Below are 22,594 nucleotides of genomic sequence, written 5' to 3' on the forward strand. Positions count from 1 at the left end.
GGCACACCCCGGCTCCCGGGCCGAGAGTCAGATCCGGTACGCCCAGATCCGCAGCTCGCCGGAGGCCCGGCAGGCCAGGTAACGCGCGTCCGCCTGGCAGTCGCCCAGCCCGGTGCCGGCCACCCCGAGCCGGTGGATCTCGGCGTGCCCGGGCACCACCGCGGCGAACGCCTGCGCGCCACGGCCCTCGTCGCGCCGCAGCACCAGCGGCTGGTCGGGCGCCCCGGCCACCTCCTCGGTCCAACCGGCCAGGTCCACCCGCGTCGCGCCGGTGCTCGGGTCGGTCAGCCGGACCGGCTCACCGGAGGCGGCATCGGTCTCCAGCACGTAGCCGGCGCGGACCGCGAGGTCGACGTCCTCCTGCACCCGCCACCGGGCCCGGCCGGTGGCCGGGTCGAGCACCCGCAGGTCGCCGTGCGCGCCGTCGCACAGCACGTCCTGGCAGTCGGCCGGGTCGGCGACCAGGTCCGGGACCTGCCGCTGCCACAGCCGCCGCAGCGTGCGGGCCTGGAAGGCCACCTGCCGGCCGGACTCCCGATAGCTGACCAGCGCGACGTCGCCGAGCAGCGATCCGCCGGTCGGACCGTGCCCGGCCAACCGCGGCAGCGCGGTCTCGCGCAGCGTCCGCCCGCTGCGCCCGGCCACCAGGGTGAGCCGCCCCGACGAGGTGATCAGCACGGCCGGGTCGTCGCCGGGGACCACGTCGACGGTCACCGAGCCGCCCGGCGCGGCGGTCCACAGCGTCCGCCCGTCGCTCAGGTCCACTCCGCGGACCTCGGTGCGCAGCGGCGGCTCGGTGTGCGGCTCGCCGGTGGCCGAGAAGTAGAGCGGTCCCGGATCGCCAGACTCCTGGTCGTAGCCGGTGCCGGGCCGGAACACCCGGTCCACGGTGACGCCCGCGCCGCTGCCGGCCAGCACCTGCACCGCGATCGGCGAGGACCAGCGGACCCGGCCGGTGGCGGCGTCCACCGCGGTGGTGGCCACCCCGGCGGTGAGCAGCACCACCTCACCGGCCGGCCGGACGGTCACCGAGGCGACCGGGACGGCGGCCGGGCCGCCGCGCGCCGGCAGCCGGGTGGTCCAGCGCCGCGCCGGCGGACGGCCCGGGCTCCAGGCGGTCACCGCCGGTTCGGTCCCGGTGGTGTCGATCGTGTAGAGCTGCCCGCCGGCCAGCTGGATCGGCCCGGGGGCGGCCGCGGAGGCGATGGCGCCGAGGTAGCGCCAGCAGATCCCGGCGGCGGGCGCCGCGCCACCCAGGACGGCGAGCAGGACCAGCGTGATCAGCAGGCCGGTGCGGCGGTGGGCGGCGAGCGGGGGGCGCGCGGTGGGCGGCGGGTCGGGCGGGGCTTCGCGGTCCAGCTCGATCAGCGCCACGCCACACCCTTTCCCGTACGGCCTACGCCGCGCCGGCCGCCTCGTCGTACGCCCAGACGACCAGTTCACCGGCGACCGACCGGCAGACCAGCCGCCCCGGCGCCGCCGTGCACTCCCCGGTGCCGTCCGGCAGGCCGGCGATCGGGCGCACCCGGGCGTGCCCCGGGTCGACGACCGCGACCATGGTACGCGCGCCGGGCGGGACGTCCCGGACCACCAGCAGCGCGCCGGACCGGTTCGCCCCGGCCACCGGCCGCCACCCGGTCAGGTCGGCCAGCACCCGGCCGGTGGCGCTGTCCACCAGCGCGACCGGCCGGCCGGTGTCGTCGCTGTCCGGGTAGGCCAGCAGGGCGGCGCCACGTTCGGCCACGCTCTGCCAGCCGGCGTGGCGCCACCGCTCGTCGCCGGTGGCCGGGTCCAGCGCGCGGATGCCGGCCCCGCCGAGGAGGCAGGCGAGCAGGCCGCAGGCGCGGACCTCGACGGTGCCGTCGGCCGGTTCGGTCCACAGCGGGCGGAGGGTGACCGGGTCGTAGGCGGAGACCTCCATCCCGGACGGCCCGGGGTGCCGCAGCACCAGGGTCGCGCCGGCCACCACCGGATTGTCCGGCCCGTAGTTCGCCGCCGGCAGCTCCCGGGTGGCCAGCGCCCGGCCGCCGGTCAGGTCGTACAGCACGGCGGTCCGGTCGTCGCGGACCATCAGCATCCGCGAGCCGGTGTCCGCCGACCCGGGCACGCCCAGCACCACCGCGGTGGACGGCACCCGTACCTGCCAGCGGGTCGTGCCGGTGACCGGGTCGAGCACCTCGACGGCGCCCTGTACCCGCCGGCCGGCGCCGGAGAGACTGCGCACCCCGCTGACCGCGAGCAGCGCGTCCCCGCCGGGGACGGCGATCACGGAGCGCGGGTGCCGCCACTGCCGGGCCCCGGTGGCCACCGAGACCGCGGTGGTGCCCGGCTCGGCGGCGCCGGTGGTCCACGGCCGCATCAGCACCAGCCCGTTGCCGGTGCGCAGCCGGTAGACCGGGACCGGCTGGCGGGTCTGCCAGCGCAGCGCTCCGCTGTCCAGGTCGTACGCGGTGAGCATCCCGTAGGCCTGGGCGAGCAGCTGCCCGCCCGCGGTGACCAGGTACGGATCGGCCGCTCCCAGCTGGATCCGCAGCAGCTCGCTCAGCGGCGGCCGGGGCGGGGCCGCCGACGCGCCGGAGCTGACCAGCAGCAGCACCGCCAGCAGGACCGGGGCGAACCAGGGCGGCGCGGTGGACCGCCGGGGCCGCTCGTAGGACTCCGGAACCCCGCGGTCGAGCCCGAGGTCGATGATGACCGGCTCGGCGAACGTCTCCGCACCCATCCACCTACGGTAACGGTTGGATAACGGAGACGCTCGTCGATCTCTGCCTCAGAGCGCGCTCTGCGGCGCCTCCACCGGCTCGCCCGCGTCCAGGCGGGACATCCAGCCGGTCACGTCCCGGGCGATGTCCTGCGCGGTCAGCCCGAGCGACGCCAGGATCTCGGCCCGGGTGCCGTGCGGGTGGAAACCGGCCGGCACGCCGAAGTCGCGCAGCGGCACGGTCACCCCGGCGTCGCGCAGCGCGGCGGCCACCGCGTCCCCCACGCCACCGGTGCGGATGCCGTCCTCGCACGTCACCACCAGGCGATGCTGGGCGGCCAGGCCGGTCAGCTCCACCGGCACCGGGCGGACCCAGCGCGGGTCCACCACGGTCACGCCGTACCCCTGCTCGGCGAGCCGCTCCGCGACGTCCAAGCCGAGCCCGGCGAACGAGCCGACCGTGACCAGCAGCACGTCCTTGCGGCCGGTGCCATCCGGCTCCGGCTCGCGCAGCACGTCGACCTGGCCCACCCGGCGCAGCGCCGGGGTGTCCGCGGCCACCGCCCCGCTCGGGAACCGCAGGACGGTCGGGCCGTCGTCGACCGCGATCGCCTCGCGCAGCTCCTCGCGCAGGGTGGCGGCGTCGCGAGGCGCGGCGATCCGCAGGCCCGGCACGACGCCGAAGACGCTCATGTCCCAGATGCCGTAGTGGCTCGGGCCGTCCGGGCCGGTGATGCCGGCCCGGTCCAGCACGAACGTCACCGGCAGCCGGTGCATCGCCACGTCCAGCAGGACCTGGTCGAAGGCCCGGTTCAGGAAGGTCGCGTAGACCGCGACCACCGGGTGCAGGCCGCCCATCGCCAGGCCGGCCGCGCTGGTGGCGGCGTGCTGCTCGGCGATGCCGACGTCGTACGTCCGCTCCGGATACTTCTTGGCGAGGGCGGCGATGCCGGTCGGCTCGGCCATGGCGGCGGTGATGCCCACCACGTCCGGCCGCTCGTCGGCGATGCGCACCAGCTCCTCGGCGAAGACCTTCGTCCACTTCAGCGACGGCGCGGCCAGCAGTTTGCCGGTCTCCACGTCGAAGGCGCTGCTCGGGCCGTGCAGGCAGTCCGCCTCGTCCTGCTCGGCGGGGCGGTAGCCGTAGCCCTTGCGGGTGACCGCGTGCACGATGACCGGGGCGTTGAAACCCTTGGCCCGGCGCAGCGCGGACTCCATCGCCTGCTGGTCGTGGCCGTCGACCGGGCCGATGTACTTCAGGCCGAGGTCCTCGAACATCGGCTGCGGGCTGACCGCGTCCTTGATGCCGCGCTTGACCGCGTGCAGCACCTCGAAGACCGGTTTGCCGACCACCGGGGTGGAGCCGAGCGCGTCCTTGACCAGGTCGAGCACCTTCTCGTAGCCCGGGTTGAGGCGCAGCGTGGAGAGGTGGTCGGCGAGACCGCCGATGGTCGGGGCGTACGACCGGCCGTTGTCGTTGACCACGATGACCAGTTTGTTCTTCGTGGCCGCGATGTTGTTGAGCGCCTCCCAGCACATGCCGCCGGTCAGCGCGCCGTCGCCGACCACGGCCACCACGTGCCGGTCCTCGCCGCGCAGCGCGAACGCCTTGGCGAGCCCGTCGGCGTAGGACAGCGCGGTGGAGGCGTGCGAGTTCTCGACCAGGTCGTGCTCGCTCTCCGCCTGGCTCGGGTAGCCGGTCAGGCCGCCGCGCCGGCGGAGCAGGTCGAAGCCCTCCTGACGACCAGTGACGATCTTGTGTACGTACGCCTGGTGGCCGGTGTCGAAGAGGATCTTGTCGCGGGGGGAGTCGAAGACGCGGTGCAGGGCGAGGGTCATCTCGACCACACCGAGGTTCGGACCGAGGTGGCCCCCGGTCCGGGACACCTTGGCCACCAGGAAGTCACGGATCTCGGCCGCGAGCAGGGTCAACTGCTCCGCGGACAGTCGCTTGAGAGCACCGGGATCGGTGACGCTCGCCAGCAGGCCTGCCGGGGTCGAGGGGGAGTCGCTCATGGGCGTGAAGTCTATCGGGGCGCCGCCCACTCGCGACCTGGAGCGAACGGCCGAGTCGGATTCCTCCACACAACGTGCACATTTCCCGGCACAGGGCGGCGAACCGCGATCACACGTGATTGAGTTCACAGGTTTGGCCACCGCACCGCCGATGTCCAGCTTCGACCACCCGGACGACACGCCGGCCACCCCGCCGACCCGGCGCGCGCCCGCATCCGGCATCCTGGAGACAAGCAGCGACTGGCGGCACGAGGATGGTCGAACCATCGGGGAGCTCGTTCACGGGAGTCGACCGCCTGGGCTCCCCGGCCGAGGAGCGAAAGACATGACCACCGCAAGCACCGGCGCCCGCCTCCTGCCCGGCGCGCCCGTCGCCGAGGCCGTCCTGGCCGACGTCCGCGACCGGGTCGCCCGGCTCAAGGAGCGCGGCGTGCAGCCGAGCCTGGCCACCATCCTGGTCGGCGACGACGACGCCAGCGCCGGGTACATCCGGATCAAGCAGAAGCAGGCCGGCGAGCTCGGTTTCGCGTCCCCGCACCGGCACCTGAGCGGCGACGTCACCCAGGCCGACCTGCTCCGGGTGATCGCCGAGTTCAACGACGACAAGGACGTGCACGGCGTCCTGATCCAGTACCCGATCCCGGCCCACCTGGACTACGACGCCGCGCTGCAGACCCTCGACCCGGACAAGGACGTCGACGGGATGCACCCGCTCAACATGGGCCGGCTCGCGGTCGGCCTGCCCGGCCCGCTGCCCTGCACCCCGGCCGGCATCGAGGCGCTGCTGGCCCACCACGGCATCGAGGTGTCCGGCCGCGAGGTGGTCATCCTGGGCCGCGGGGCCACCCTCGGGCGCCCGCTGGCGATGCTGCTCGCGCAGAAGCGCCCGACCGCGAACGCGGCGGTCACCGTCGTGCACACCGGGGTCGAGGACTGGCCGCGCTACACCCGGCGCGCGGAGATCCTGATCGCCGCCGCCGGGGTGCCCGGGATCATCCAGCCGGAGCACGTCAGGCCGGGCGCGGTCGTGATCGGCGCCGGCGTCCGCTACGAGGGCCGCCGCCTGCTGCCGGACGTCGACGAGTCGTGCGCCGAGGTGGCCGGGGCGATCACCCCGCGCGTCGGCGGGGTCGGCCCCACCACGGTCGCCATGCTGTTCCGCAACGCCGTGGCCGCCGCCGAGCGCGCCAACCCGTGACCGGGCCCGGCTCGTCCGGCGCCCGCGCGGGCGCCGGACGAGCCGGCCGTCAGGCGGCGTACCGGTACGCCGGGTAGGTCAGGTACCCGGCGTCCCCGCCCTGGTAATACGTCGCCTCGTCGACCGGGGCCAGCGGGACCCCGGTCCGCAGCCGCTCCACCAGGTCGGGGTTGGCGATGAAGGCGCGCCCGAAACTGATCAGCTCGGCGCCCAGCCTCAGCCACTCCTCGGCCTCCGCCCGGCCGGTCTGCCTCGGCCCCATCGGCAGCACCGGATTCATGATCAACACTCCGGGCCAGAGGCGGCGCAGCGCGGTCAGCAGCTCCCGCTCCGCGGTCGCCTCCAGGTGTACGTACGCGATCCCCAACCCGGCCAGCTCGCCCAGCAGCGCGGTGTAGAGCTCCAGGATGTCGCGCTCCTCGACGCCCCAGAACCGGCCCCCGGGCGACAGCCGGATCCCGGTCCGGCCGGCGCCCACCGCGTCCACCGTGGCCGCCACCGCCTCCACCGCGAACCGGATCCGCCCGGTCACCGTCCCGCCGTAGCGGTCGGTGCGCAGGTTCGCGTTCGACGAGAGGAACTGCGAGATCAGGTAGCCGTTCGCCCCGTGCAGCTCGACACCGTCGAACCCGGCCTCGATCGCCCGGCGGGCCGCGCCGGCGTACGCCGCCACGTGCTCGGCCACCTCCCCGGTCGCCAGCTCCCGGGGCACCGGGGCCGGCTGCGGCCCGGACGGGGTGAAGACGGCGCCGGTGGCGGCCACCGCCGAGGGCCCGACCGGCACGTGGCCGGTGGTGTCCGGGTGCGACACCCGCCCGCCGTGCATCACCTGCGCGAAGATCCGCCCACCGTTGGCGTGCACGGCCGCGGTCACCGGCCGCCACGAGGCGACCTGGGCGTCGGTGTGCAGTCCCGGGGTGCCCGGGTTGGACTGGCCGATCAGGCTGGGCTGCACGCCCTCGCTGACGATCAGCCCGGCCGTGGCCCGCTGCGCGTAGTAGGTGGCCATCGAGGCGGTGGCCAGCCCGCCCGCGGCCGCGCGCACCCGGCTCATCGGCGCCATCACCACCCGGTTGGGCAGGCTGAGGTCGCCGAGCTGGAAACCGCTGAACAGGTCGGTCATGTCAGGTCCTCCGTGATCCGTCCGACTGGCGGCTACGCTAAAACCTGACATTGACGTCAGAGGCAAGCAGTGCGCGACAGGTCACACACGGGAGGCGACGTGCGTATCGGCGATCTCGCGGCCCGGGCGGGAGTCAGCGTCCGCTCGGTCCGGTACTACGAGGAGCAGGGCCTGCTCACCAGCGTGCGCAGCCCCAGCGGGCAGCGCCACTACACCGACCACGAGGTCGACCGGGTGGCGTTCATCCAGCGGCTGTACACCGCCGGCCTGTCCAGCCGCACCATCGCCGAGCTGCTGCCCTGCGTCGACGCCCCCAGCCTGGAGAACGCCGACGCGGCGATGCAGCGGATGGCCCAGGAACGCGACCGGCTCTCCGCGCACATCGACGAGCTGATCCGCACCCGGGACTCGCTGGACCGCCTGATGGCCGTCTCGGCCGAGCACCGCACCCGGCTGCGGCCCGGCTCAGGCGGGCTGGAGCAGGGCGACGCACTCGACATGCTGTGTCATCGGGAAGCAGTCGAAGGCGCGCAGCCGGACCAGGTCCCAGCCCAGTGACCGGAACGTCCGCACGTCCCGCGCCAGCGCCGCCGGATCGCAGGCGACGTAGGCCACCGCCCGTGGCCGCGCGGCCACGATGTCCCGGACCACCCGCGCGCCCGCCCCGGCCCGCGGCGGGTCCAGCACGACCAGGTCCACCGGGCCGGTCACCCGGCGCCGCCCGAGAGCCGTCTCCACCCGGGCCGCGACCACCTCCACACCGGGCAGGTCGGCCAGGTTGGCACGGGCCGCCGCCACCCCCAGCGGCGACGACTCGACCAGCGTGGTGCGGGCGCCGGTGCGCTCGGCCACCGCGGCGGCGAACAGGCCGGCCCCGCCGTACAGGTCCCAGGAGACCTCGCCGTCGGCCGGCCGCAGCATGTCCAGCACCGCCTCGGTCAGGGTCGCGGCGGCCGCCGGGTGCACCTGCCAGAAGCCCTCCGGCGCGAGCTCCCACGAGCGCTCCCCGGCGACCTCGGTGATCCGTTCCGGGCCGGAGCGCCGGACCAGGCCGGCGCCGCCCAGCTCCTCGGTGGGGTCGTCGCCGGCCGCGCCGGACGTGCCGGCCGGGCGTTCCAGGACCACGACCTCGCCGGCGCCGGAGGTCACCGCCTGCACGGCCGAGGTGGCCGGCCACTCCCGGTGGAGCAGGTCCAGCCGCTGGATCGCCGGGTGCGCGATCAGGCAGCGGTCGATCGGGACCACCTGGTGCGAGCGGTGCTGCAGCAGGCCGGGGCGGCCGGCGGCGTCGACCGCGTAACGCACCCGGGTGCGCCAGCCCAGCAGGGCCGACCCGGCCGGGTCGGCCGGCGGCAGCGGCTCCACCCGTACGAAGACCCGGTCCTGTTCCTCGGGCGTCAGCCCGGCCAGCCGGCTCAGCTGTTCCCGGACCACCTGCGCCTTCCACCGCAGCTGCGCGTCGCCCGCCACGTGCTGCAGGTCGCAGCCGCCGCAGCGGCCGGGCCGGGCGTACCGGCAGGGCGGCTCCACCCGGTCCGGCGACGCCTCGTGCACGACCACCGCGTCGGCCCGCAGATATCCGCGGTGCCGTTCGGTGATCTCGGCGGTGACCCGCTCGCCGGGCAGCGCGTGCCGGACGAAGACCACCCGGCCGTGCGGGCCGCCGATCCGGGCCACGCAGTGCCCGCCGTGCGCGGGCGCGCCCACGGTCAGCTCGATCCGGTCGCCCTCGACCAGGTCGTCCTCGGCGGCGGTCCCGAGTTCGGTCACGACCGCTCACCGCCACTGCGCTCGGCGTCGGCCGGGGGCTGCGGCGGGTGGAAGCGCGGGCCGCGCGCGGGCGCCCGGCTCAGCCCGCGGTCCAGCCGGTCCAGGTCCCGGTCCTGGCTGGAGCGCAGCTGCCAGGGCACGCTGGTGACCATCACGCCGGGCTCGAACAGCAGCCGGCCCTTGATCCGCAGCGCGCTCTGGTTGTGCAGCAGGTTCTCCCACCAGCGGCCGACGACGTACTCCGGGACGAAGACCGTCACCACGTCGCGCGGCGAGGCGCGGCGCACGCCCTTGACGAAGTCGATGATCGGCTTGGTGATCTCCCGGTACGGCGAGTCCACCACGGTCAGCGGCACCGGCAGCTCGCGGCGCTCCCACTCGGCCTGGATGTTGCGGGTGTCCTTGTCGTCCACGTTCACCGTGACCGCGGTGATCGTGTCCGGCCGGGTCGCCCGGGCGTACGCCAGCGCCCGCAGCGTCGGCATGTGCACCTTGCTGACCAGCACGACCGCGTGGTTGCGCGAGGGCAGCACCGGCCGTTCCTCGGTCGGCTGCAACTCCTCGGCGACCCGGGTGTAGTGCCGGTGGATGGCCAGCATCAGCCCGTAGAACACCACCATCGCGGCGATCGCGATCCACGCGCCCAGCAGGAACTTGGTGATCAGCACGACGACCAGCACCGCGCCGGTCAGGCCGGTGCCGAACGTGTTGATCGCCCGGGACCGTTTCATCTGCCGCCGGCGCTCCGGGTCGCGCTGGATCTGCAGCAGCCGGTTCCAGTGCCGGATCATGCCGGCCTGCGACAGCGTGAACGACACGAACACGCCCACGATGTACAGCTGGATCAGCCGGGTGGTCTCCGCCTGGAACGCCACGATCAGCACGATCGCGGCGGTGGCCAGGAAGACGATGCCGTTGCTGAACGCCAGCCGGTCGCCGCGGGTGTGGAACTGCCGGGGCAGGTACCGGTCCTGGGCCAGGATCGAGCCGAGCACCGGGAATCCGTTGAAGGCGGTGTTCGCGGCCAGGAACAGGATCAGCGCGGTCACCGCGCCGGTCAGCAGGAACAGGACCGAGCCGTGACCGAACACGGTCTCGGCCAGCTGCGCGGTGACGGTCTTCTGCTCGTAGAAGCCGGGGTTGGCGACGATCTGCGTGGCCGGGTCCTCGACGTACTGCAGGTGGGTCATCCGCGACAGCATGATGATGCCGGACAGCATCACGATGGCGAGACCGCCCAGCAGCATCAGCGTGGTGGCGGCGTTGCGGCTCTTCGGCGGCTTGAACGCGGGCACACCGTTGGAGATCGCCTCGACGCCGGTGAGCGCGGCACAGCCCGAGGAGAACGTCCGCAACAGCAGGAACACGAAGGCGAAGCTGGTGAGGTGGTGCTCCTCGGCGGCGATGGTCAGCGCGGCGCTGGGCGCGCGCAGATCCTCACCGAGCACGACGATCCGGAACAGCCCGGTCAGGATCATGCCGAGGATCATGATGATGAACAGGTACGTCGGGATGGCGAACGCGATGCCGGACTCGCGCAGCCCGCGTAGATTGAGCGCGGTCAGCAGCAGCACCGCGCCGACCGCGATACCGACCTTGTTCTCCGTCACCCACGGCCACGGCAGCACCGAGCTCAGGTTGTTGACACCGGAGGAGATCGACACCGCGACGGTGAGGATGTAATCCACCAGCAGCGCGCTGGCCACGCCGAGACCGGCGCGCGGCCCGTGGTTGACCGTGGCCACCTCGTAGTCGCCGCCGCCGGAGGGGTACGCGTGCACGTTCTGCCGGTAGCTGGCGACCACGGTGACCATCACCACGGCCACGGCGAGCGTCACCCACGGCGAGATGGCGAACGCGGCCGCCCCGGCGATCGAGAGGGTCAGCAGGATCTCGTCGGGCGCGTACGCCACGCTGGAGAGCGCGTCGCTGGCGAACACGGGCAGGGCGATCCGCTTGGGCAGCAGTGTGTGCTGCAGCTTGTCCGAGCGGAACGGCCGCCCGAGGAGCAGCCGCTTGGCTAGAGAGGTGGTACTTGCCACGAGTGCCAAGGGTACGGCTGTACCTGATCGGGCGTAGCCCGCCCCGGACACCGTGCGGCATTCAGGCATGGCAGGCTCATCAACGACGGCAGGCGATGGGGGAGGACACGACCGTGCACGTGGTGATCATGGGGTGTGGCCGGCTCGGCTCCACGCTGGCGCAGAGCCTCGACGCGCGCGGCCACCAGGTCGCCGTGATCGACCGGGACGCCGAGGCGTTCCGGCGGCTGGGCTCGGACTTCGGCGGCATCACGGTGAACGGGATCGGCTTCGACCGGGACGTGCTGCGCGCCGCCGGGATCGAGCGGGCGGACGCGTTCGCCGCGGTCTCCAGCGGCGACAACTCGAACATCATCTCGGCCCGGCTGGCCCGCGAGACGTTCGGCGTGCACCGGGTGGTGGCCCGCATCTACGACGCCAAGCGCGCCCAGGTGTACGAGCGGCTCGGCATCCCGACCGTGGCGACCATCCGCTGGGCCGCCGACCGGATGTTCCGGCACCTGGTGCCCGAGGACCGCAACGAGGTGTTCCGCGACCCGACCAGCGTGGTCAGCATCGTGGAGACGCCGCTGCACCGGGACTGGGTGGGCCGGACGCTGCAGACCCTGGAGGAGCAGACCGGCGCCCGGGTGGCGTACCTGACCCGGTTCGGGGTGGGCGCGCTGGCCCAGCCGTCCACCGTGCTGCAGGACGGCGACCAGGTGTTCATGCTGGTCACCGACGACACCGTGGGCAAGGTTCTGGACATCGCCGGCCGCGCCGGAAACGAGGGACACTGACATGCGCATCGCCATCGCGGGAGCCGGCAACGTGGGCCGCTCCATCGCTCAGGAGCTCATCGGCAACGGCCACGAGGTGATGCTGATCGAGCGGCAGCCGCGCCAGCTCTGCCCGGAGCGGGTGCCCGAGGCGCAGTGGGTGCTCGCCGACGCCTGCGAGTTGAGCAGCCTGGAGGAGGCCGACGTCGCGTCCTGCGACGTGGTGGTCGCGGCGACCGGCGACGACAAGGCGAACCTGGTGGTGTCGCTGCTGGCCAAGACCGAGTTCGCGGTCGGCCGGGTGGTGGCCCGGGTGAACCGGGCGGAGAACGAGTGGCTGTTCACCGAGCAGTGGGGGGTGGACGTGGCGGTCAGCAAGCCGCGTCTGATGGCCGCCCTGGTCGAGGAGGCGGTCACGGTCGGCGACCTGGTCCGGCTGATGACGTTCCGGCAGGGCGAGGCCAACCTGGTGGAGATCACCCTGCCCCGGAACGCGCCGTACGAGGGCAAGCCGCTGCGCTCGGTGCCGATCCCGCACGACGCCGCGTTGGTCGCCATCCTGCGTGGCAAGCGGGTCGTGGTGCCGACCCCGGACGACCCGCTGGAGGCCGGCGACGAGCTGATCTTCGTGTGCATCAGCGAGGTCGAGGACCAGATCCGCGCCGTGGTCCTGGGCACCGCGCCCTAGGGGGCGACCGCCTCGCCGGCGCGCTGGGCGGAGGTCACCCGGTGGATGGCCCAGGCGGTGAAGGCGAACGTCGCGGCGTAGATCGGCCAGCTCACCAGGATCCGGACGATGCCGAGGGCGTTCGCCTCGCCGATCGCCCACAGGTAGTACTGGATCCCGGCGCGCAGGCTGAGCGAGGCGACCCAGAGCAGGGTCAGCCACTGGAACGTCCGGAACAGGCGGGCGTTGCCGAACCAGTCCTGCCGGCCCTTGTTGGCCATGATGCCCCAGGCGTACCCGATCAGCGGCTTGCGGAACGCCACCGACAGCAGCAGCACCCCGGCCTGGCCGAAGGTGAGCAGGATGCCGGGCAGGTAGAAGTCCTTCGCCTCCCCGGTCCGCCAGGCCAGGTACGCCCCGACGGCGATGCCGAACAGGCCGTTCACCGCGTGCCGGACCGGCTGCTTGCGGGCCAGCCGGACGAGCCCGATGGCCACCGCCGAGCCGACCGAGCCGACGATCGCCCAGAGCAGCGCGGAACGCTTCTCCAGGCCCAGCACGGACTCGCCGAACAGCACGTTCAGCACCACGAACGCGAGCACCGGAACGCTCGACTCGATCAGCCCGCGGACCCCGCCGAGCTGCTCGGCGATCTGCTCGCTCATCGACGGGAGGGGTTCCTCCTCGTCGGTGGCCGCGGCGCCGGGCTCCGGCACCGGGTGCAGGTCCAGCTCCTCGACGATGTCCTCGGCGAGCCGCTCCTCGACGCTTTCGTGCGCCACGTGGCGCGGCTCGTGGCCGGGTGTCACCGCGGCGCCTCCAGCTCGTAGTACGGGTTGTAGATGACCTTGCGGTCGTCCCGGATCGCGACCCGGCCGCGCGCGGTGAGCTGGCGCCCGGGCTCGATGCCGGCGATCGACCGGCGGCCCAGGAAGACCAGCGTCACCACGTCGCTGCCGTCCCAGAGATCAGCCTCCAGGGTGGGCAGGTTGGTGCGAGGAGTGTACGCCACGGTCCGCAGCCGTCCGGACACCGAAACGACCTGACCGCGCCGGCACTGGCCGGCCGGCATCGCGCCGCACTTGGCCACGTCCCGCTGCAGCTGCTGGGCGTCCAGCTCGGAGTCGGTCGCCGTCAACCGGTCGAGGAACCGGCGCAGGCCGGTGCGCTGTTCGGTGGTCATGACCCCGGTGTCACCCTTCTCGACAGCCGCCATCCACCCCACGGTACGCCGATCGGCCGTCAAACCTGCTGTGCGGGGCCCTGCTCGGCCATCTCCCGGGGCAGCCGCAGCGGCAGCGGCTCGCGGACCGGCCGGGGCTCGTTGTCCCGGACCACGACCAGGCCCTCCAGCGCCACCCCGAGCACGCCCTCGCGGGACGGGTCGCCCGCCGCCGCGCCCTGGAACAGCGCCCGGACCATCCAGCGCGGACCGTCCACGCCGACGAAGCGCACGTCGGCCGGGCCGTCCGGGGTGTTCACCCGGGCCACCAGCTCGGTGCCGTACCGGCCGGACACCTCACGGGCCTGGACCCCGTCGGCGGCCATCGCGGTGGCGATCTCCTCGCGCACCTCGTCCCAGATGCCCTCGGTCCGCGGCGCCGCGAACACCCCCAGCTGCAGGGCGCTCTCGCCGTCCACCAGGACGATCTGCTCCACCCCGCCGTCCGGGTTGGCCTGCACCCGCACCTCGACACCCTCGATCGCCGGGATCTGCAGGCTGCCCAGGTCGAGCCGCTGCACGTCGGCCGGGGCGTGCTTGACGTCCCAGGGGCCGAACTCGGGCGCGGGGGGCTCCCCGTCGGCCGCCAGGCTCTGGGCGAGCGCCTTGGAGGGCGGCGCGTCGGCCGCGCGGACGTGCTTGGCGCCACCACGCTTACGGGAGAACATCACTGCCAGCCTTTCCTTGCTCAGAGGGCCTGGTGGCCACCGGTCGAACCGTGCCCGCCCGCGCCCCGCGAGGTGTCGTCGAGGGTGTCCACCGCGTGGAACACCGCCCGCTCCACCCGCTGGACGACGAGCTGCGCGATCCGGTCACCGCGGGCGATCTTCACGGTCTGCGCCCGGTCGTGATTGATCAGGTTGACGAGGATCTCGCCGCGGTACCCGGCGTCGACCGTACCGGGCGCGTTGAGCACCGTCACCCCGAGGCGAGCGGCCAGTCCGGAACGCGGGTGGACCAGCCCGACGAAGCCGTCCGGGATGGCGACCGCGATGCCGGTCCGGACCTTGACCCGGGCACCCGGCGTGAGCTCCGCGTCCTCCGCCGCCACCAGGTCCGCGCCGGCGTCCCCCGGGTGCGCGTACGCCGGCAGGGGCAGCTCCGGGTCGATCCTTCGGACCTGGATGACTACGTCGGTCACGGTGGGCTTTCCTCACGTGGGTACGGCTTCGGGCGGTGCCTACCCTGCCATCCTGCCGCGCCCCGCCCCGGAGGCGCGCCGTACCCTTCGAGGGTGACACCCCAGTCCCCGGCCCGCGGCTTCCCGGACCGCAGCGACGAGTTCCACCGGGAGCGTCTGCGCCTGCCGTGGTGGGCGTGGCCGGCCGGTCTCCTGGTCGGCGCGATCCTGGCCACCGAGCTGACCCTGGGCTTCCCCGGGCTGCCCGCCTGGCTGCCCTACGCGGTGCTGCTGCCGCTCTCCGCCCTGCTGCTGCTCCCGCTGGGACGGCTGCGGGTCGAGGTACGCGACAGCGAGTTCCTGGTCGACGACGCGCGGCTGCCGGTCGCGGTGATCGCCGACGTGGTGGCCCTGGACGCGGCCGGCAAGCGGGAGGCACTCGGGGTCGGCGCGCACCCGCTCGCGTTCGTGGTGCAGCGCCCGTGGATCGGCGGCGCCGTGCAAGTGCTGCTGGACGATCCGGCCGATCCGACGCCGTACTGGGTGGTCAGCACCCGGCGGCCGGTCGAGCTGGCCACCGCGCTGCTCGCGGTCAGTCGCCGAGCACGCGCCGGTCAGGCCTCTTGAGGGCACGTTCGCGCAGCTCGTCGCGCACCTTCTCGCCGACCGCGCGGGTGGAGCGCCGGTTCAGGTAGCCGGCGACGGCGGCGCCGCTGAGCATCGGACCCATCGTGGTGAGGTTGCGCCCGAACCGGCGCAGCAGTGACATCTGCAGTTCCCGGCGGGCCGCGGTGCTCAGCACACCGGCCACCCCGGCGCCGGGCACGAGCGGATTGACTCCGCGCCGGCCGGCCCAACTCTGGACCAGGGTGAGGGCCCGTTCGGTGCCGTTGCCGGGGATCGGCTCGCCGTACACCTCGTGCAGCTCGCCGATCAGTTTCAGCTCGACCGCGACCACGGCGACGGTCTCGGCGGCCAGCAGCACCGGAGCGGTCAGCAACGTCGGCGCGGCGATCCATTCGATGGACGCGACCCCACCGCCGGCCGCGCCCACGCCGGCTGTCGCGCGGGCGGCATTGCGGATCAGCCGGTCCGCGAGAGCGTCGTCGTCCAGGCCCGGGAAATGCCGGCGCAGCGTCTCCCGGTTCCGCACCGGGACGTGCGGGGCCACGTCGGCGACCACGTCGGCCATCCAGCGCAGCGCCGCCCGGGGCCGGAACAGCCGGCCCACGCCACGGCGGCGCACGTCCCCGGCCAGGCGGCCGAGCAGGCGCCGGCGGCCGGACGACTCCAGGTCGTCGGCGGTGAGGGCCGCGACGGTGCGGCCCAGTTCCACGTCGGCAGGAGCCTCGGCCGGTGTCCGGGGCGGATCGGCGCCGAGCGCGGACGGTTCCGCGCCGGGGCCGGTGGCCTCGCCGCCGGGCACGCGGTCCGGTTCACCCATCGTCGTCCTCCCCGTCGTCGTCACCGGCACAGTGCCCGGTTCCGCACCCGGGTCAAACCCCGTGTGGCTCCCCCTGTCCTTTCCGGCGGGCGCCGGGCCGGGGCGCTTCGCGCGCGAGCACGCCGGTCAGGCGCACTCGCGGCAGATCAGCTCCCCGTTGCGCTCGGTCGCCAGCTGGCTCCGGTGGTGCACGAGGAAACAACGGGAGCAGCGGAACTCGTCGGTCTGCATCGGCAGCACCTTGACGGTCAGCTCCTCGTCGGCGAGGTCGGCGCCCGGCAGCTCGAAGCTCTCCGCCACCTCGACCTCGTCGACGTCCACCGCGCCGGACTGGGAGTCAGCACGACGGGACTTCAGCTCCTCGAGGCTGTCCTCGCCGAGGTCGACCTCATCGCGACGCGGAGCGTCGTAGTCGGTGGCCATCGGTCTTCACTCTCCTGTATCGATGTGTCACTTGGCGTTAGTAACGCCGGCGACATGGTTTCGGTTCCCGGTTCCGCCGGACGATTTCCGACACTCGTTCGGACACCGGGTACGGGTCCGGCGAGCGCGGAACCTTACCGCTGTTGCGGCACAGTTGTACGCCCACTGGCGGCACATTGTTCCCGATGTGACTGAGGCGACATCAAAGTAGGGGTATCAGCCTCTGGATCATCGTCGGCACGCCGGAAGCATTCCCTGTTTCCGCGCGCCTGGCGGACAGACGCTAACCTCTCGTCAGGCCCGGCGACCTCACCGGGGCCCGCCGTGTCGATCCTGGAGCCATCCCCATGAGCTTTGCGCGCGTCCGAGCGCTCGTCGTCGTCGGCGTGCTCGTCGTGGCCGCGATCGTGTTCGTCGTCGTGGCGCTGGTCCGCGACAAGCAGGCGGACATCGCGACCGGAGCCAACTGCCCCGACGGCGCCCCGCTCGCCGACGTGCGACTGCCGGACGACCCCGCCGAGGTGACCCTCAAGGTCCTCAACGGCACCAACCGGTCCGGCCTGGCGGAGAGCGTCACCACCGAGTTCAAGAACCGCCGGTTCACCGTTCAGCCCTCGGGCAAGAGCAAGACGAAGTACAAGGGCGTCGCGGAGATCCGGTTCGGCCCCGACGCCGTCGGCAAGGCCCAGCTCGTGCAGGCGTACTTCCTGGCCCAGTCGGACATGGTCTACAACGCCAAGCGTAAGGGCGAGGTCGTCGAAATCGTCATCGGCGGCCAATTCCAGCAGCTGGCGACCACCACCGAGGTGAACCAGTCGCTGGTCGAGATCGGTGAGCCGACCCTCCCGCCGGGCGCCTGCCTCAAACCCGTCACCAAGAAGCCCGAGGACGACTGAGCCGGCACGGCGGCTCCCGGCCTCACGGCCCGCCCGCGGCGTCCACCTCGACCAGCAGGTCGTGCAGGGCCGGGAAGAGCCCGGGCGGCGCCAGCACCACCATGTCCGGGCCGGCCGGCGCGCCGCCGAGCCCGGCGACGACCATCCCGGCCTCGGCCGCGATCAGCCCACCGGCGGCGTGGTCCCACGGGTTGAGGCCCTTCTCGAAGAACGCGTCCAGCCGGCCCTCGGCGGCCAGGCAGAGGTCCAGGGCCGCCGCGCCCATCCGCCGGATGTCCCGCACCCGGGTGATCATCTTGGCGAGGACCTGGCCCTGGTGCGCCCGCCGGCGCGGATCGTAGCCGAAGCCGGTGCCGACCAGCGCCTGTCCCAGCACGGTCTCCCCGGAGCAGGTCAGCCGGCGGCCGTCCCGCCACGCTCCGCCACCGCGCGTCGCGGTCCACTCGTCGCCGGTGGCCGGGTTGCGCACCACCCCGGCCACCACCTCGCCGTCCACCTCGGCGGCCAGCGAGACCGCGTACTGCGGCAGGCCGTACAGGTAGTTCACGGTCCCGTCGATCGGGTCCAGGATCCAGCGGACCGCGCCGGGCGCGGCGGTCGTGTCGCCGCCGTACTCCTCGCCGAGCACCGCGTCGCCCGGCCGCCGCGCCCGTAGCGCCTCCACCACCTGCCGCTCGACCGCCCTGTCCGCCGCGGTGACGACGTCGGTGTCGGTGCTCTTGGTCTGCACGTCGCCGATCGCCTCGTCGCGCATGCGGCGGGCGGTGGCCGCCGCCTCCCGCGCCACCCGGACGGCGATCTCCAGCAACTCTTCGGGCGCCGGGCCCGGTCGAATCTCGCTCACGTATCGGTCCTTTCCGCCGATACGATTCTCGCCCGAAGCGTCTCTGACGAGGTCGTCGGCCCCCGGCGGCGTGCTGCGGGGGGAGGATCTCGTTGGACGGCGCTACAATTCACCCCTGCCCACGCTTCACGGACACTCGCTGAGCTTCATCGACAGGCACAGCGGGACGCTCCGCGGACCGGGGGCTCCCACATCGACTCCGGCGAGACTCGCCCCCGCGTGCTGCGCTGGATCCTGGCCGTGCCCAACCTCATCGCCTCCGGAAGGTCATTCGTGACAGAAGCCCACCAGAACGGTGCCGACGTTCGCTCTCTCACCGAGGCCTTGATCACCCATGCTCAGGGTGCGGGCGGGCAGCTCACTTCGGCCCAGGTCGCGCATACGCTCGAGTCCGCCGCGGTCAACCCGGCGCAGGCCAAGAAGATCCTGCGCGGCCTGGTGGACGCCGGAATCACCGTCGTCGTCGACGGCTCGGCGAGCACCCGCCGCAAGGTGGCCGCCGCCCGCTCCGCCACCCCGGCGTCGAAGGCGACCACCGCCAAGACCGCCGCGGTGAAGAAGGCGGCGCCCGCGCCCAAGCAGTCCGCCCCGACCGGCGGTGACCCGGCGGCCCCGGCCAAGAAGGCCGCGCCCGTCCGCAAGACCACCGCCGCGGCCAAGGCCGCCCCGGCCCGCAAGGCCGCCACCGCGGCCGCCAAGGCCGCGCCCGCCAAGGCCGCCAAGCCCGGCGAGGACGGCCCGGGCGAGGACATCGATCCCGAAGAGCTGGCCGCCGAGATCGAGGACGTGGTCGTCGAGGAGCCGGCCGCGATGGTCGAGGCCGCCGCCTCGGACGCCGCCAGCTCCGCCACCGACGGCGACTTCGAGTGGGACGACGAGGAGTCCGAGGCCCTCAAGCAGGCCCGTCGCGACGCGGAACTGACCGCGTCGGCCGACTCGGTCCGCGCCTACCTCAAGCAGATCGGCAAGGTCCCGCTGCTCAACGCGGAGCAGGAGGTCGAGCTCGCCAAGCGGATCGAGGCCGGCCTCTACGCCGCCGAGCGGCTGCGGGCCGCCGAGGAGGGCGAGGAGGTGCTCGAACGCAACTTCGAGCGCGACCTCAAGTGGATCAACCGGGACGGCGAGCGGGCCAAGAACCACCTGCTCGAGGCGAACCTGCGACTCGTGGTCTCGCTGGCCAAGCGGTACACCGGTCGCGGCATGGCCTTCCTCGACCTGATCCAGGAGGGCAACCTCGGCCTGATCCGCGCGGTCGAGAAGTTCGACTACACCAAGGGCTACAAGTTCTCCACGTACGCCACCTGGTGGATCCGCCAGGCGATCACCCGCGCCATGGCCGACCAGGCCCGCACCATCCGCATCCCGGTGCACATGGTCGAGGTCATCAACAAGCTCGGCCGCATCCAGCGCGAGCTGCTCCAGGACCTGGGCCGCGAGCCCACCCCGGAGGAGCTGGCCAAGGAAATGGACATCACGCCGGAGAAGGTGCTGGAGATCCAGCAGTACGCGCGTGAGCCCATCTCCCTGGACCAGACGATCGGCGACGAGGGCGACAGCCAGCTCGGGGACTTCATCGAGGACTCCGAGGCGGTCGTCGCGGTCGACGCGGTCTCCTTCTCGCTGCTGCAGGACCAGCTCCAGCAGGTGCTGCAGACGCTCTCCGAGCGGGAGGCGGGCGTGGTCCGGCTGCGGTTCGGCCTGACCGACGGGCAGCCGCGCACCCTGGACGAGATCGGCCAGGTGTACGGCGTCACCCGCGAGCGGATCCGGCAGATCGAGTCCAAGACGATGTCGAAGTTGCGGCACCCGTCCCGGTCGCAGGTCCTGCGCGACTACCTCGACTAGGACATTCAGTCAACATTACGTGTCTGTTTGGTCACCATCCGTACATCAACGGGTGGTGATCGGACCGTTGTGTAGAAGTGATCGTTGACGTGGCACCCTGGGATCACGGCACACTAGTCCGAACCGGTGTGACGTCGGTCCCCCCGGGGCACTCTGGGAAGGCTGCAACGGCGCAGGGTGTTGCACGATGTGTGAGCAGTAGCCGAGGAACATGTTCATCGGTGACGAACAGAGGAGGAAGGCGATGACCCCGACCCTCACGCCGCCGGCGGGAAGCCTGGCCGGCCCAGCAGCCGATGAACGGTGCGACCGCTGCAATGCAGCAGGGAAGCTCCGTTTGACCCTGGCGGGCGGTGGCGAGCTGGTGTTCTGCGGCCACCACGCCAACCGCTACGCCGAGGACCTGGTGAAGATCGCGGTGCAGTTCTCCGCCGATCCGGAGTTCACCTGGCGCGGCGCAGACATGATGTCGAACTCCAGCAACTAACAGCCGATAAAGACCGACAACGGTCCCCCAAAACTGAAGACGTGACACCGAAGGGGCGCCTCCTGCGGGGCGCCCCTTCGGTGTGTCCAGCGAGCGGCGCGGCGCGAGCCGTCCGGGGCGCGCGGTCACCCCGCCACGCGGGCCGTCCGGGCGCGCGGTCACCCCGCCACGCGGGCCGTCCGGGCGCGCGGTCACCCCGCCACGCGGGCCGTCCGGGCGCGCGGTCACGCCGCCACGCGGGCCGTCCGGGCGCGCGGTCACGCCGCCGCCAGGCCGGCACAGCGCGGGCCGTGGTCACGCCGCCAGGCCGGTGCGGCCGGCGTCGTCCCACTCCACCCCGTCGCCGCCGCGCCGCTTCACCCGGTACATCGCGTCGTCGGCCCGGTGCAGGGTCCGCTCCACGGCGGCGGCCGTCCCGACCGCGATCCCGACGCTGACCGTGGCGATGCAGTCCGGGATCTGCCGTACGGCCAGGACCATCCGGGCGGCGGCCGCGGCCGCCGCGGCCTCGTCGGTGCCGGGCAGCAGCACGGCGAACTCGTCGCCGCCCACCCGGGCCACCAGGTCGTGGGCGCCGGTCTGCGTGACCAGCGCCCGCGCGATCGCCCGCAGCGCGGCGTCCCCGGCGGCGTGCCCCCGGGTGTCGTTGATCGTCTTGAACTTGTCGGTGTCCACCACGAGAACGGCGGTCCGCTGCCGGTCCGCGCCCGGCCGGCTGCCGGCCAGCTCGATCGCCCGGTCGAAGGCGCGCCGGTTCGCGATGCCGGTCAGCGGGTCCAGCTCGGCGGCTCGCGCCACCTGCTCGTGCTGCAGCCGCAGCAGCTCCAGGTCGTGCAGGGTGCGGGCGGCGTGCAGGGTGTTCAGCCGCTGGCGCCACAGCGCGGCGGCCAGGGTGTCCCCGTAGGCCAGGGTGGTGCCGGCGTCCCGGGAGCCCAGGCGGGCCATCAGGACCGCCTGCGTGCGGTACGTGCTGGCGACCACCAGCCAGTCCGCGTCCGGCCGCAGCGCGGTGACCGCCTCCGCCATCACCGCCAGGGCCTGCTCGGTGCGCCCCGAACGGCTCAGCGCCACCGCGTGGAACAGCCGGCTGGTGGCCAGCGCGTCCAGGTTGAAGCCGCGCTCCCGCAGCCGCCCGGTGTAGTGCTCGATGTCCGCCGCGGCGCCGGCCGGGTCGTCCCGGTCGGCCCGTGAGCAGGCGGCGTAGAGCAGCGCGTTGTCCCGCCAGACGTCCGCGTCGTCGCCGCAGACCTCGCCGGCCGCCCGGACCGCGTAGCACTCCGCCTCGGCGGTGTGGCTCTCCGCCTCGGCGACCCGGTTGATCTGGTAGAGCTCGAGCGCCCAGCGCAGGTGCATCTCGGCGAGGTTGAGCAGCCACATCGCGCGGTTGCCGTTCTGCTCGCCGTCCGCGCGGCTCATCTCGTACGCGCTGCGGAACTGCGGCTCGACCAGCTCGTACAGGCGCAGCTCGTAGTAGCCGATCGCGATGGCGACCCGGGAGTTGACCGCGGCCACCGGCTCCTGCTCGCCGGTGGCCAGCATCTCGGCGGCGACCAGGTCGCGCAGCACGCCGTCGGCGTCGTGCTCGGCGGCGTCCGCCTCCCCCAGCCGCAGCCGCTGCCAGGCCCGGCTGGCCAGCGCGCAGGCCTGCCAGCCGCCGCTGCCCTCACGCTCGGCGGCCCGCAGCATGGGCTCCACCGCGGCGATCGCCCCGCGCGGGTCGGCCTGGGCGATGTGTGCCACCACGCGGACGAAGTGCATGCAGGCCGGCCCGTCGGCGAGGTCGCCGGTGGGTGCCCGGAGGACGGCCTCGGCCTCGGCCAGCGCGGCGGCCGCCTCACCGGTCTGCGCCCGCTCCAGCAGGCGCGCCGCGTGCTGTGTGGTCTCGCGCATCGGGCATCTCCTCCGGCGGGTCTGATCGGCCGTCAGCGGGCCGACGCGAGGGAAATGCGGGTGGCGCCTGCCCCCCGGGGCCACGGGGGCGCCGGGACGGTCTCAGAGGACCTGGAGGCCGCCGGAGCGCCGGGACGGTCCCAGAGGG

Annotated in this window: 22 protein-coding genes and 1 riboswitch; of the genes, 8 read left to right on the forward strand and 14 right to left on the reverse strand. The window is 73.5% G+C overall.

The genetic code is table 11. The features are described from left to right. Positions 1–27 precede the first annotated feature (27 nt). Genes ACTEI_RS30350 through dxs form a run of 3 tightly spaced genes read right to left on the reverse strand, consistent with a single transcriptional unit; the run spans position 28 to position 4,717 of the window. Positions 28–1,374 (reverse strand): outer membrane protein assembly factor BamB family protein, encoded by a 1,347-nt coding sequence (locus tag ACTEI_RS30350; protein ID WP_164466187.1) that lies wholly within the window; start codon positions 1,372–1,374, stop codon positions 28–30. 22 nt (positions 1,375–1,396) lie between these two features. Then, a complete protein-coding gene (locus tag ACTEI_RS30355; RefSeq protein WP_122980770.1) occupies positions 1,397–2,722 on the reverse strand; it encodes an outer membrane protein assembly factor BamB family protein in 1,326 nt (441 codons plus the stop codon). 48 nt (positions 2,723–2,770) lie between these two features. Beyond that, on the reverse strand, positions 2,771–4,717 hold the full coding sequence (gene dxs, locus ACTEI_RS30360) for a 1-deoxy-D-xylulose-5-phosphate synthase (protein WP_122980771.1): 1,947 nt from the start codon (positions 4,715–4,717) through the stop codon (positions 2,771–2,773). A gap of 226 nt (positions 4,718–4,943) precedes the next feature. Next, a riboswitch (ZMP/ZTP riboswitch) is annotated at positions 4,944–5,026 on the forward strand. A 16-nt stretch (positions 5,027–5,042) separates the two neighbouring features. Here dxs and ACTEI_RS30365 point away from each other — a divergent pair. Next, positions 5,043–5,915 (forward strand): bifunctional 5,10-methylenetetrahydrofolate dehydrogenase/5,10-methenyltetrahydrofolate cyclohydrolase, encoded by an 873-nt coding sequence (locus tag ACTEI_RS30365; RefSeq protein WP_122980772.1) that lies wholly within the window; start codon positions 5,043–5,045, stop codon positions 5,913–5,915. A gap of 49 nt (positions 5,916–5,964) precedes the next feature. Here the strand turns inward: ACTEI_RS30365 and ACTEI_RS30370 are convergent, their stop codons facing one another. Then, positions 5,965–7,038 (reverse strand): alkene reductase, encoded by a 1,074-nt coding sequence (locus tag ACTEI_RS30370; RefSeq protein WP_122980773.1) that lies wholly within the window; start codon positions 7,036–7,038, stop codon positions 5,965–5,967. Positions 7,039–7,137: 99 nt separating this feature from the next. Here ACTEI_RS30370 and ACTEI_RS30375 point away from each other — a divergent pair, with 99 nt between their 5' ends. After that, a complete protein-coding gene (locus ACTEI_RS30375; protein ID WP_122980774.1) occupies positions 7,138–7,596 on the forward strand; it encodes a MerR family transcriptional regulator in 459 nt (152 codons plus the stop codon). Here the strand turns inward: ACTEI_RS30375 and ACTEI_RS30380 are convergent. Beyond that, positions 7,504–8,808, reverse strand: a complete 1,305-nt coding sequence (locus tag ACTEI_RS30380) for a class I SAM-dependent RNA methyltransferase (protein WP_122980775.1) — start codon at positions 8,806–8,808, stop codon at positions 7,504–7,506. The genes ACTEI_RS30375 and ACTEI_RS30380 overlap by 93 nt on opposite strands. Next, positions 8,805–10,850, reverse strand: a complete 2,046-nt coding sequence (locus ACTEI_RS30385; RefSeq protein ID WP_122980776.1) for an APC family permease — start codon at positions 10,848–10,850, stop codon at positions 8,805–8,807. The genes ACTEI_RS30380 and ACTEI_RS30385 overlap by 4 nt, the downstream gene beginning before the upstream one ends. A gap of 113 nt (positions 10,851–10,963) precedes the next feature. Here ACTEI_RS30385 and ACTEI_RS30390 point away from each other — a divergent pair, with 113 nt between their 5' ends. Both ACTEI_RS30390 and ACTEI_RS30395 read left to right on the forward strand, forming a co-directional pair. Then, the gene (locus ACTEI_RS30390; RefSeq protein WP_122982507.1) at positions 10,964–11,629 is read left to right on the forward strand and encodes a potassium channel family protein; all 666 of its coding nucleotides are present in this window, start codon (positions 10,964–10,966) and stop codon (positions 11,627–11,629) included. 1 nt (position 11,630) lies between these two features. Continuing rightward, complete coding sequence (locus ACTEI_RS30395) at positions 11,631–12,296, forward strand: potassium channel family protein (RefSeq protein ID WP_122980777.1); 666 nt, start codon at positions 11,631–11,633, stop codon at positions 12,294–12,296. On the opposite strand, the gene ACTEI_RS30400 is transcribed toward ACTEI_RS30395, so the two are convergent. From ACTEI_RS30400 to dut, 4 genes are read right to left on the reverse strand one after another with little or no spacing between them, the layout of a single operon-like run. Further along, entirely contained in the window at positions 12,293–13,084 is a 792-nt protein-coding gene (locus ACTEI_RS30400; protein WP_122980778.1) for a DUF3159 domain-containing protein, read from the reverse strand. The genes ACTEI_RS30395 and ACTEI_RS30400 overlap by 4 nt on opposite strands. Then, positions 13,081–13,458, reverse strand: coding sequence for an OB-fold nucleic acid binding domain-containing protein (locus ACTEI_RS30405; RefSeq protein WP_187645875.1), 378 nt, complete (start codon positions 13,456–13,458; stop codon positions 13,081–13,083). Before ACTEI_RS30405 ends, ACTEI_RS30400 begins: the two co-directional genes overlap by 4 nt. A 59-nt stretch (positions 13,459–13,517) precedes the next feature. Next, positions 13,518–14,165 carry a DUF3710 domain-containing protein gene (locus tag ACTEI_RS30410; protein ID WP_122980780.1) on the reverse strand — a complete coding sequence of 216 codons (648 nt, stop codon included), beginning with the start codon at positions 14,163–14,165 and terminating at the stop codon, positions 13,518–13,520. A 20-nt stretch (positions 14,166–14,185) separates the two neighbouring features. Next, complete coding sequence (gene dut / locus ACTEI_RS30415) at positions 14,186–14,638, reverse strand: dUTP diphosphatase (RefSeq protein WP_122980781.1); 453 nt, start codon at positions 14,636–14,638, stop codon at positions 14,186–14,188. Positions 14,639–14,731: 93 nt separating this feature from the next. Here dut and ACTEI_RS30420 point away from each other — a divergent pair, with 93 nt between their 5' ends. Further along, positions 14,732–15,244: a DUF3093 domain-containing protein gene (locus ACTEI_RS30420; protein ID WP_122980782.1), complete on the forward strand. Its 513-nt coding sequence runs from the start codon at positions 14,732–14,734 to the stop codon at positions 15,242–15,244. Here the strand turns inward: ACTEI_RS30420 and ACTEI_RS30425 are convergent. Beyond that, positions 15,210–16,061, reverse strand: a complete 852-nt coding sequence (locus tag ACTEI_RS30425) for a hypothetical protein (RefSeq protein WP_239082098.1) — start codon at positions 16,059–16,061, stop codon at positions 15,210–15,212. The genes ACTEI_RS30420 and ACTEI_RS30425 overlap by 35 nt on opposite strands. A gap of 126 nt (positions 16,062–16,187) precedes the next feature. Then, positions 16,188–16,484, reverse strand: coding sequence for a DUF4193 domain-containing protein (locus ACTEI_RS30430; RefSeq protein ID WP_014694055.1), 297 nt, complete (start codon positions 16,482–16,484; stop codon positions 16,188–16,190). 347 nt (positions 16,485–16,831) lie between these two features. Here ACTEI_RS30430 and ACTEI_RS30435 point away from each other — a divergent pair, with 347 nt between their 5' ends. Beyond that, positions 16,832–17,380, forward strand: a complete 549-nt coding sequence (locus ACTEI_RS30435; RefSeq protein WP_122980783.1) for a LytR C-terminal domain-containing protein — start codon at positions 16,832–16,834, stop codon at positions 17,378–17,380. A 22-nt stretch (positions 17,381–17,402) separates the two neighbouring features. On the opposite strand, the gene ACTEI_RS30440 is transcribed toward ACTEI_RS30435, so the two are convergent. Next, positions 17,403–18,224 carry an inositol monophosphatase family protein gene (locus tag ACTEI_RS30440; protein ID WP_122980784.1) on the reverse strand — a complete coding sequence of 274 codons (822 nt, stop codon included), beginning with the start codon at positions 18,222–18,224 and terminating at the stop codon, positions 17,403–17,405. A gap of 273 nt (positions 18,225–18,497) precedes the next feature. Here ACTEI_RS30440 and ACTEI_RS30445 point away from each other — a divergent pair, with 273 nt between their 5' ends. Both ACTEI_RS30445 and ACTEI_RS30450 read left to right on the forward strand, forming a co-directional pair. Then, positions 18,498–20,069, forward strand: coding sequence for an RNA polymerase sigma factor (locus ACTEI_RS30445; RefSeq protein ID WP_122982509.1), 1,572 nt, complete (start codon positions 18,498–18,500; stop codon positions 20,067–20,069). Between the two features lie 244 nt (positions 20,070–20,313). Continuing rightward, entirely contained in the window at positions 20,314–20,556 is a 243-nt protein-coding gene (locus tag ACTEI_RS30450; RefSeq protein ID WP_122980785.1) for a DUF7455 domain-containing protein, read from the forward strand. Positions 20,557–20,850: 294 nt separating this feature from the next. Here ACTEI_RS30450 and ACTEI_RS30455 read toward each other — a convergent pair whose 3' ends face one another. Further along, on the reverse strand, positions 20,851–22,446 hold the full coding sequence (locus ACTEI_RS30455) for a GGDEF domain-containing protein (RefSeq protein WP_122980786.1): 1,596 nt from the start codon (positions 22,444–22,446) through the stop codon (positions 20,851–20,853). Between the last annotated feature and the right edge of the window lie 148 nt (positions 22,447–22,594).

Source organism: Actinoplanes teichomyceticus ATCC 31121 (genome assembly GCF_003711105.1).
Lineage (GTDB): Bacteria > Actinomycetota > Actinomycetes > Mycobacteriales > Micromonosporaceae > Actinoplanes > Actinoplanes teichomyceticus.

Excerpts from the sequence above, each read along its gene's own strand:
- ACTEI_RS30355 (WP_122980770.1), bottom strand. The coding sequence starts at position 2,722 with ATGGGTGCGGAGACGTTCGCCGAGCCGGTCATCATCGACCTCGGGCTC.
- dxs (WP_122980771.1), bottom strand. The coding sequence starts at position 4,717 with ATGAGCGACTCCCCCTCGACCCCGGCAGGCCTGCTGGCGAGCGTCACC.
- ACTEI_RS30365 (WP_122980772.1), top strand. The coding sequence starts at position 5,043 with ATGACCACCGCAAGCACCGGCGCCCGCCTCCTGCCCGGCGCGCCCGTC.
- ACTEI_RS30370 (WP_122980773.1), bottom strand. The coding sequence starts at position 7,038 with ATGACCGACCTGTTCAGCGGTTTCCAGCTCGGCGACCTCAGCCTGCCC.
- ACTEI_RS30395 (WP_122980777.1), top strand. The coding sequence starts at position 11,631 with ATGCGCATCGCCATCGCGGGAGCCGGCAACGTGGGCCGCTCCATCGCT.
- ACTEI_RS30405 (WP_187645875.1), bottom strand. The coding sequence starts at position 13,458 with ATGACCACCGAACAGCGCACCGGCCTGCGCCGGTTCCTCGACCGGTTG.
- ACTEI_RS30410 (WP_122980780.1), bottom strand. The coding sequence starts at position 14,165 with ATGTTCTCCCGTAAGCGTGGTGGCGCCAAGCACGTCCGCGCGGCCGAC.
- ACTEI_RS30425 (WP_239082098.1), bottom strand. The coding sequence starts at position 16,061 with ATGGGTGAACCGGACCGCGTGCCCGGCGGCGAGGCCACCGGCCCCGGC.
- ACTEI_RS30430 (WP_014694055.1), bottom strand. The coding sequence starts at position 16,484 with ATGGCCACCGACTACGACGCTCCGCGTCGCGATGAGGTCGACCTCGGC.
- ACTEI_RS30435 (WP_122980783.1), top strand. The coding sequence starts at position 16,832 with ATGAGCTTTGCGCGCGTCCGAGCGCTCGTCGTCGTCGGCGTGCTCGTC.
- ACTEI_RS30450 (WP_122980785.1), top strand. The coding sequence starts at position 20,314 with ATGACCCCGACCCTCACGCCGCCGGCGGGAAGCCTGGCCGGCCCAGCA.
- ACTEI_RS30455 (WP_122980786.1), bottom strand. The coding sequence starts at position 22,446 with ATGCGCGAGACCACACAGCACGCGGCGCGCCTGCTGGAGCGGGCGCAG.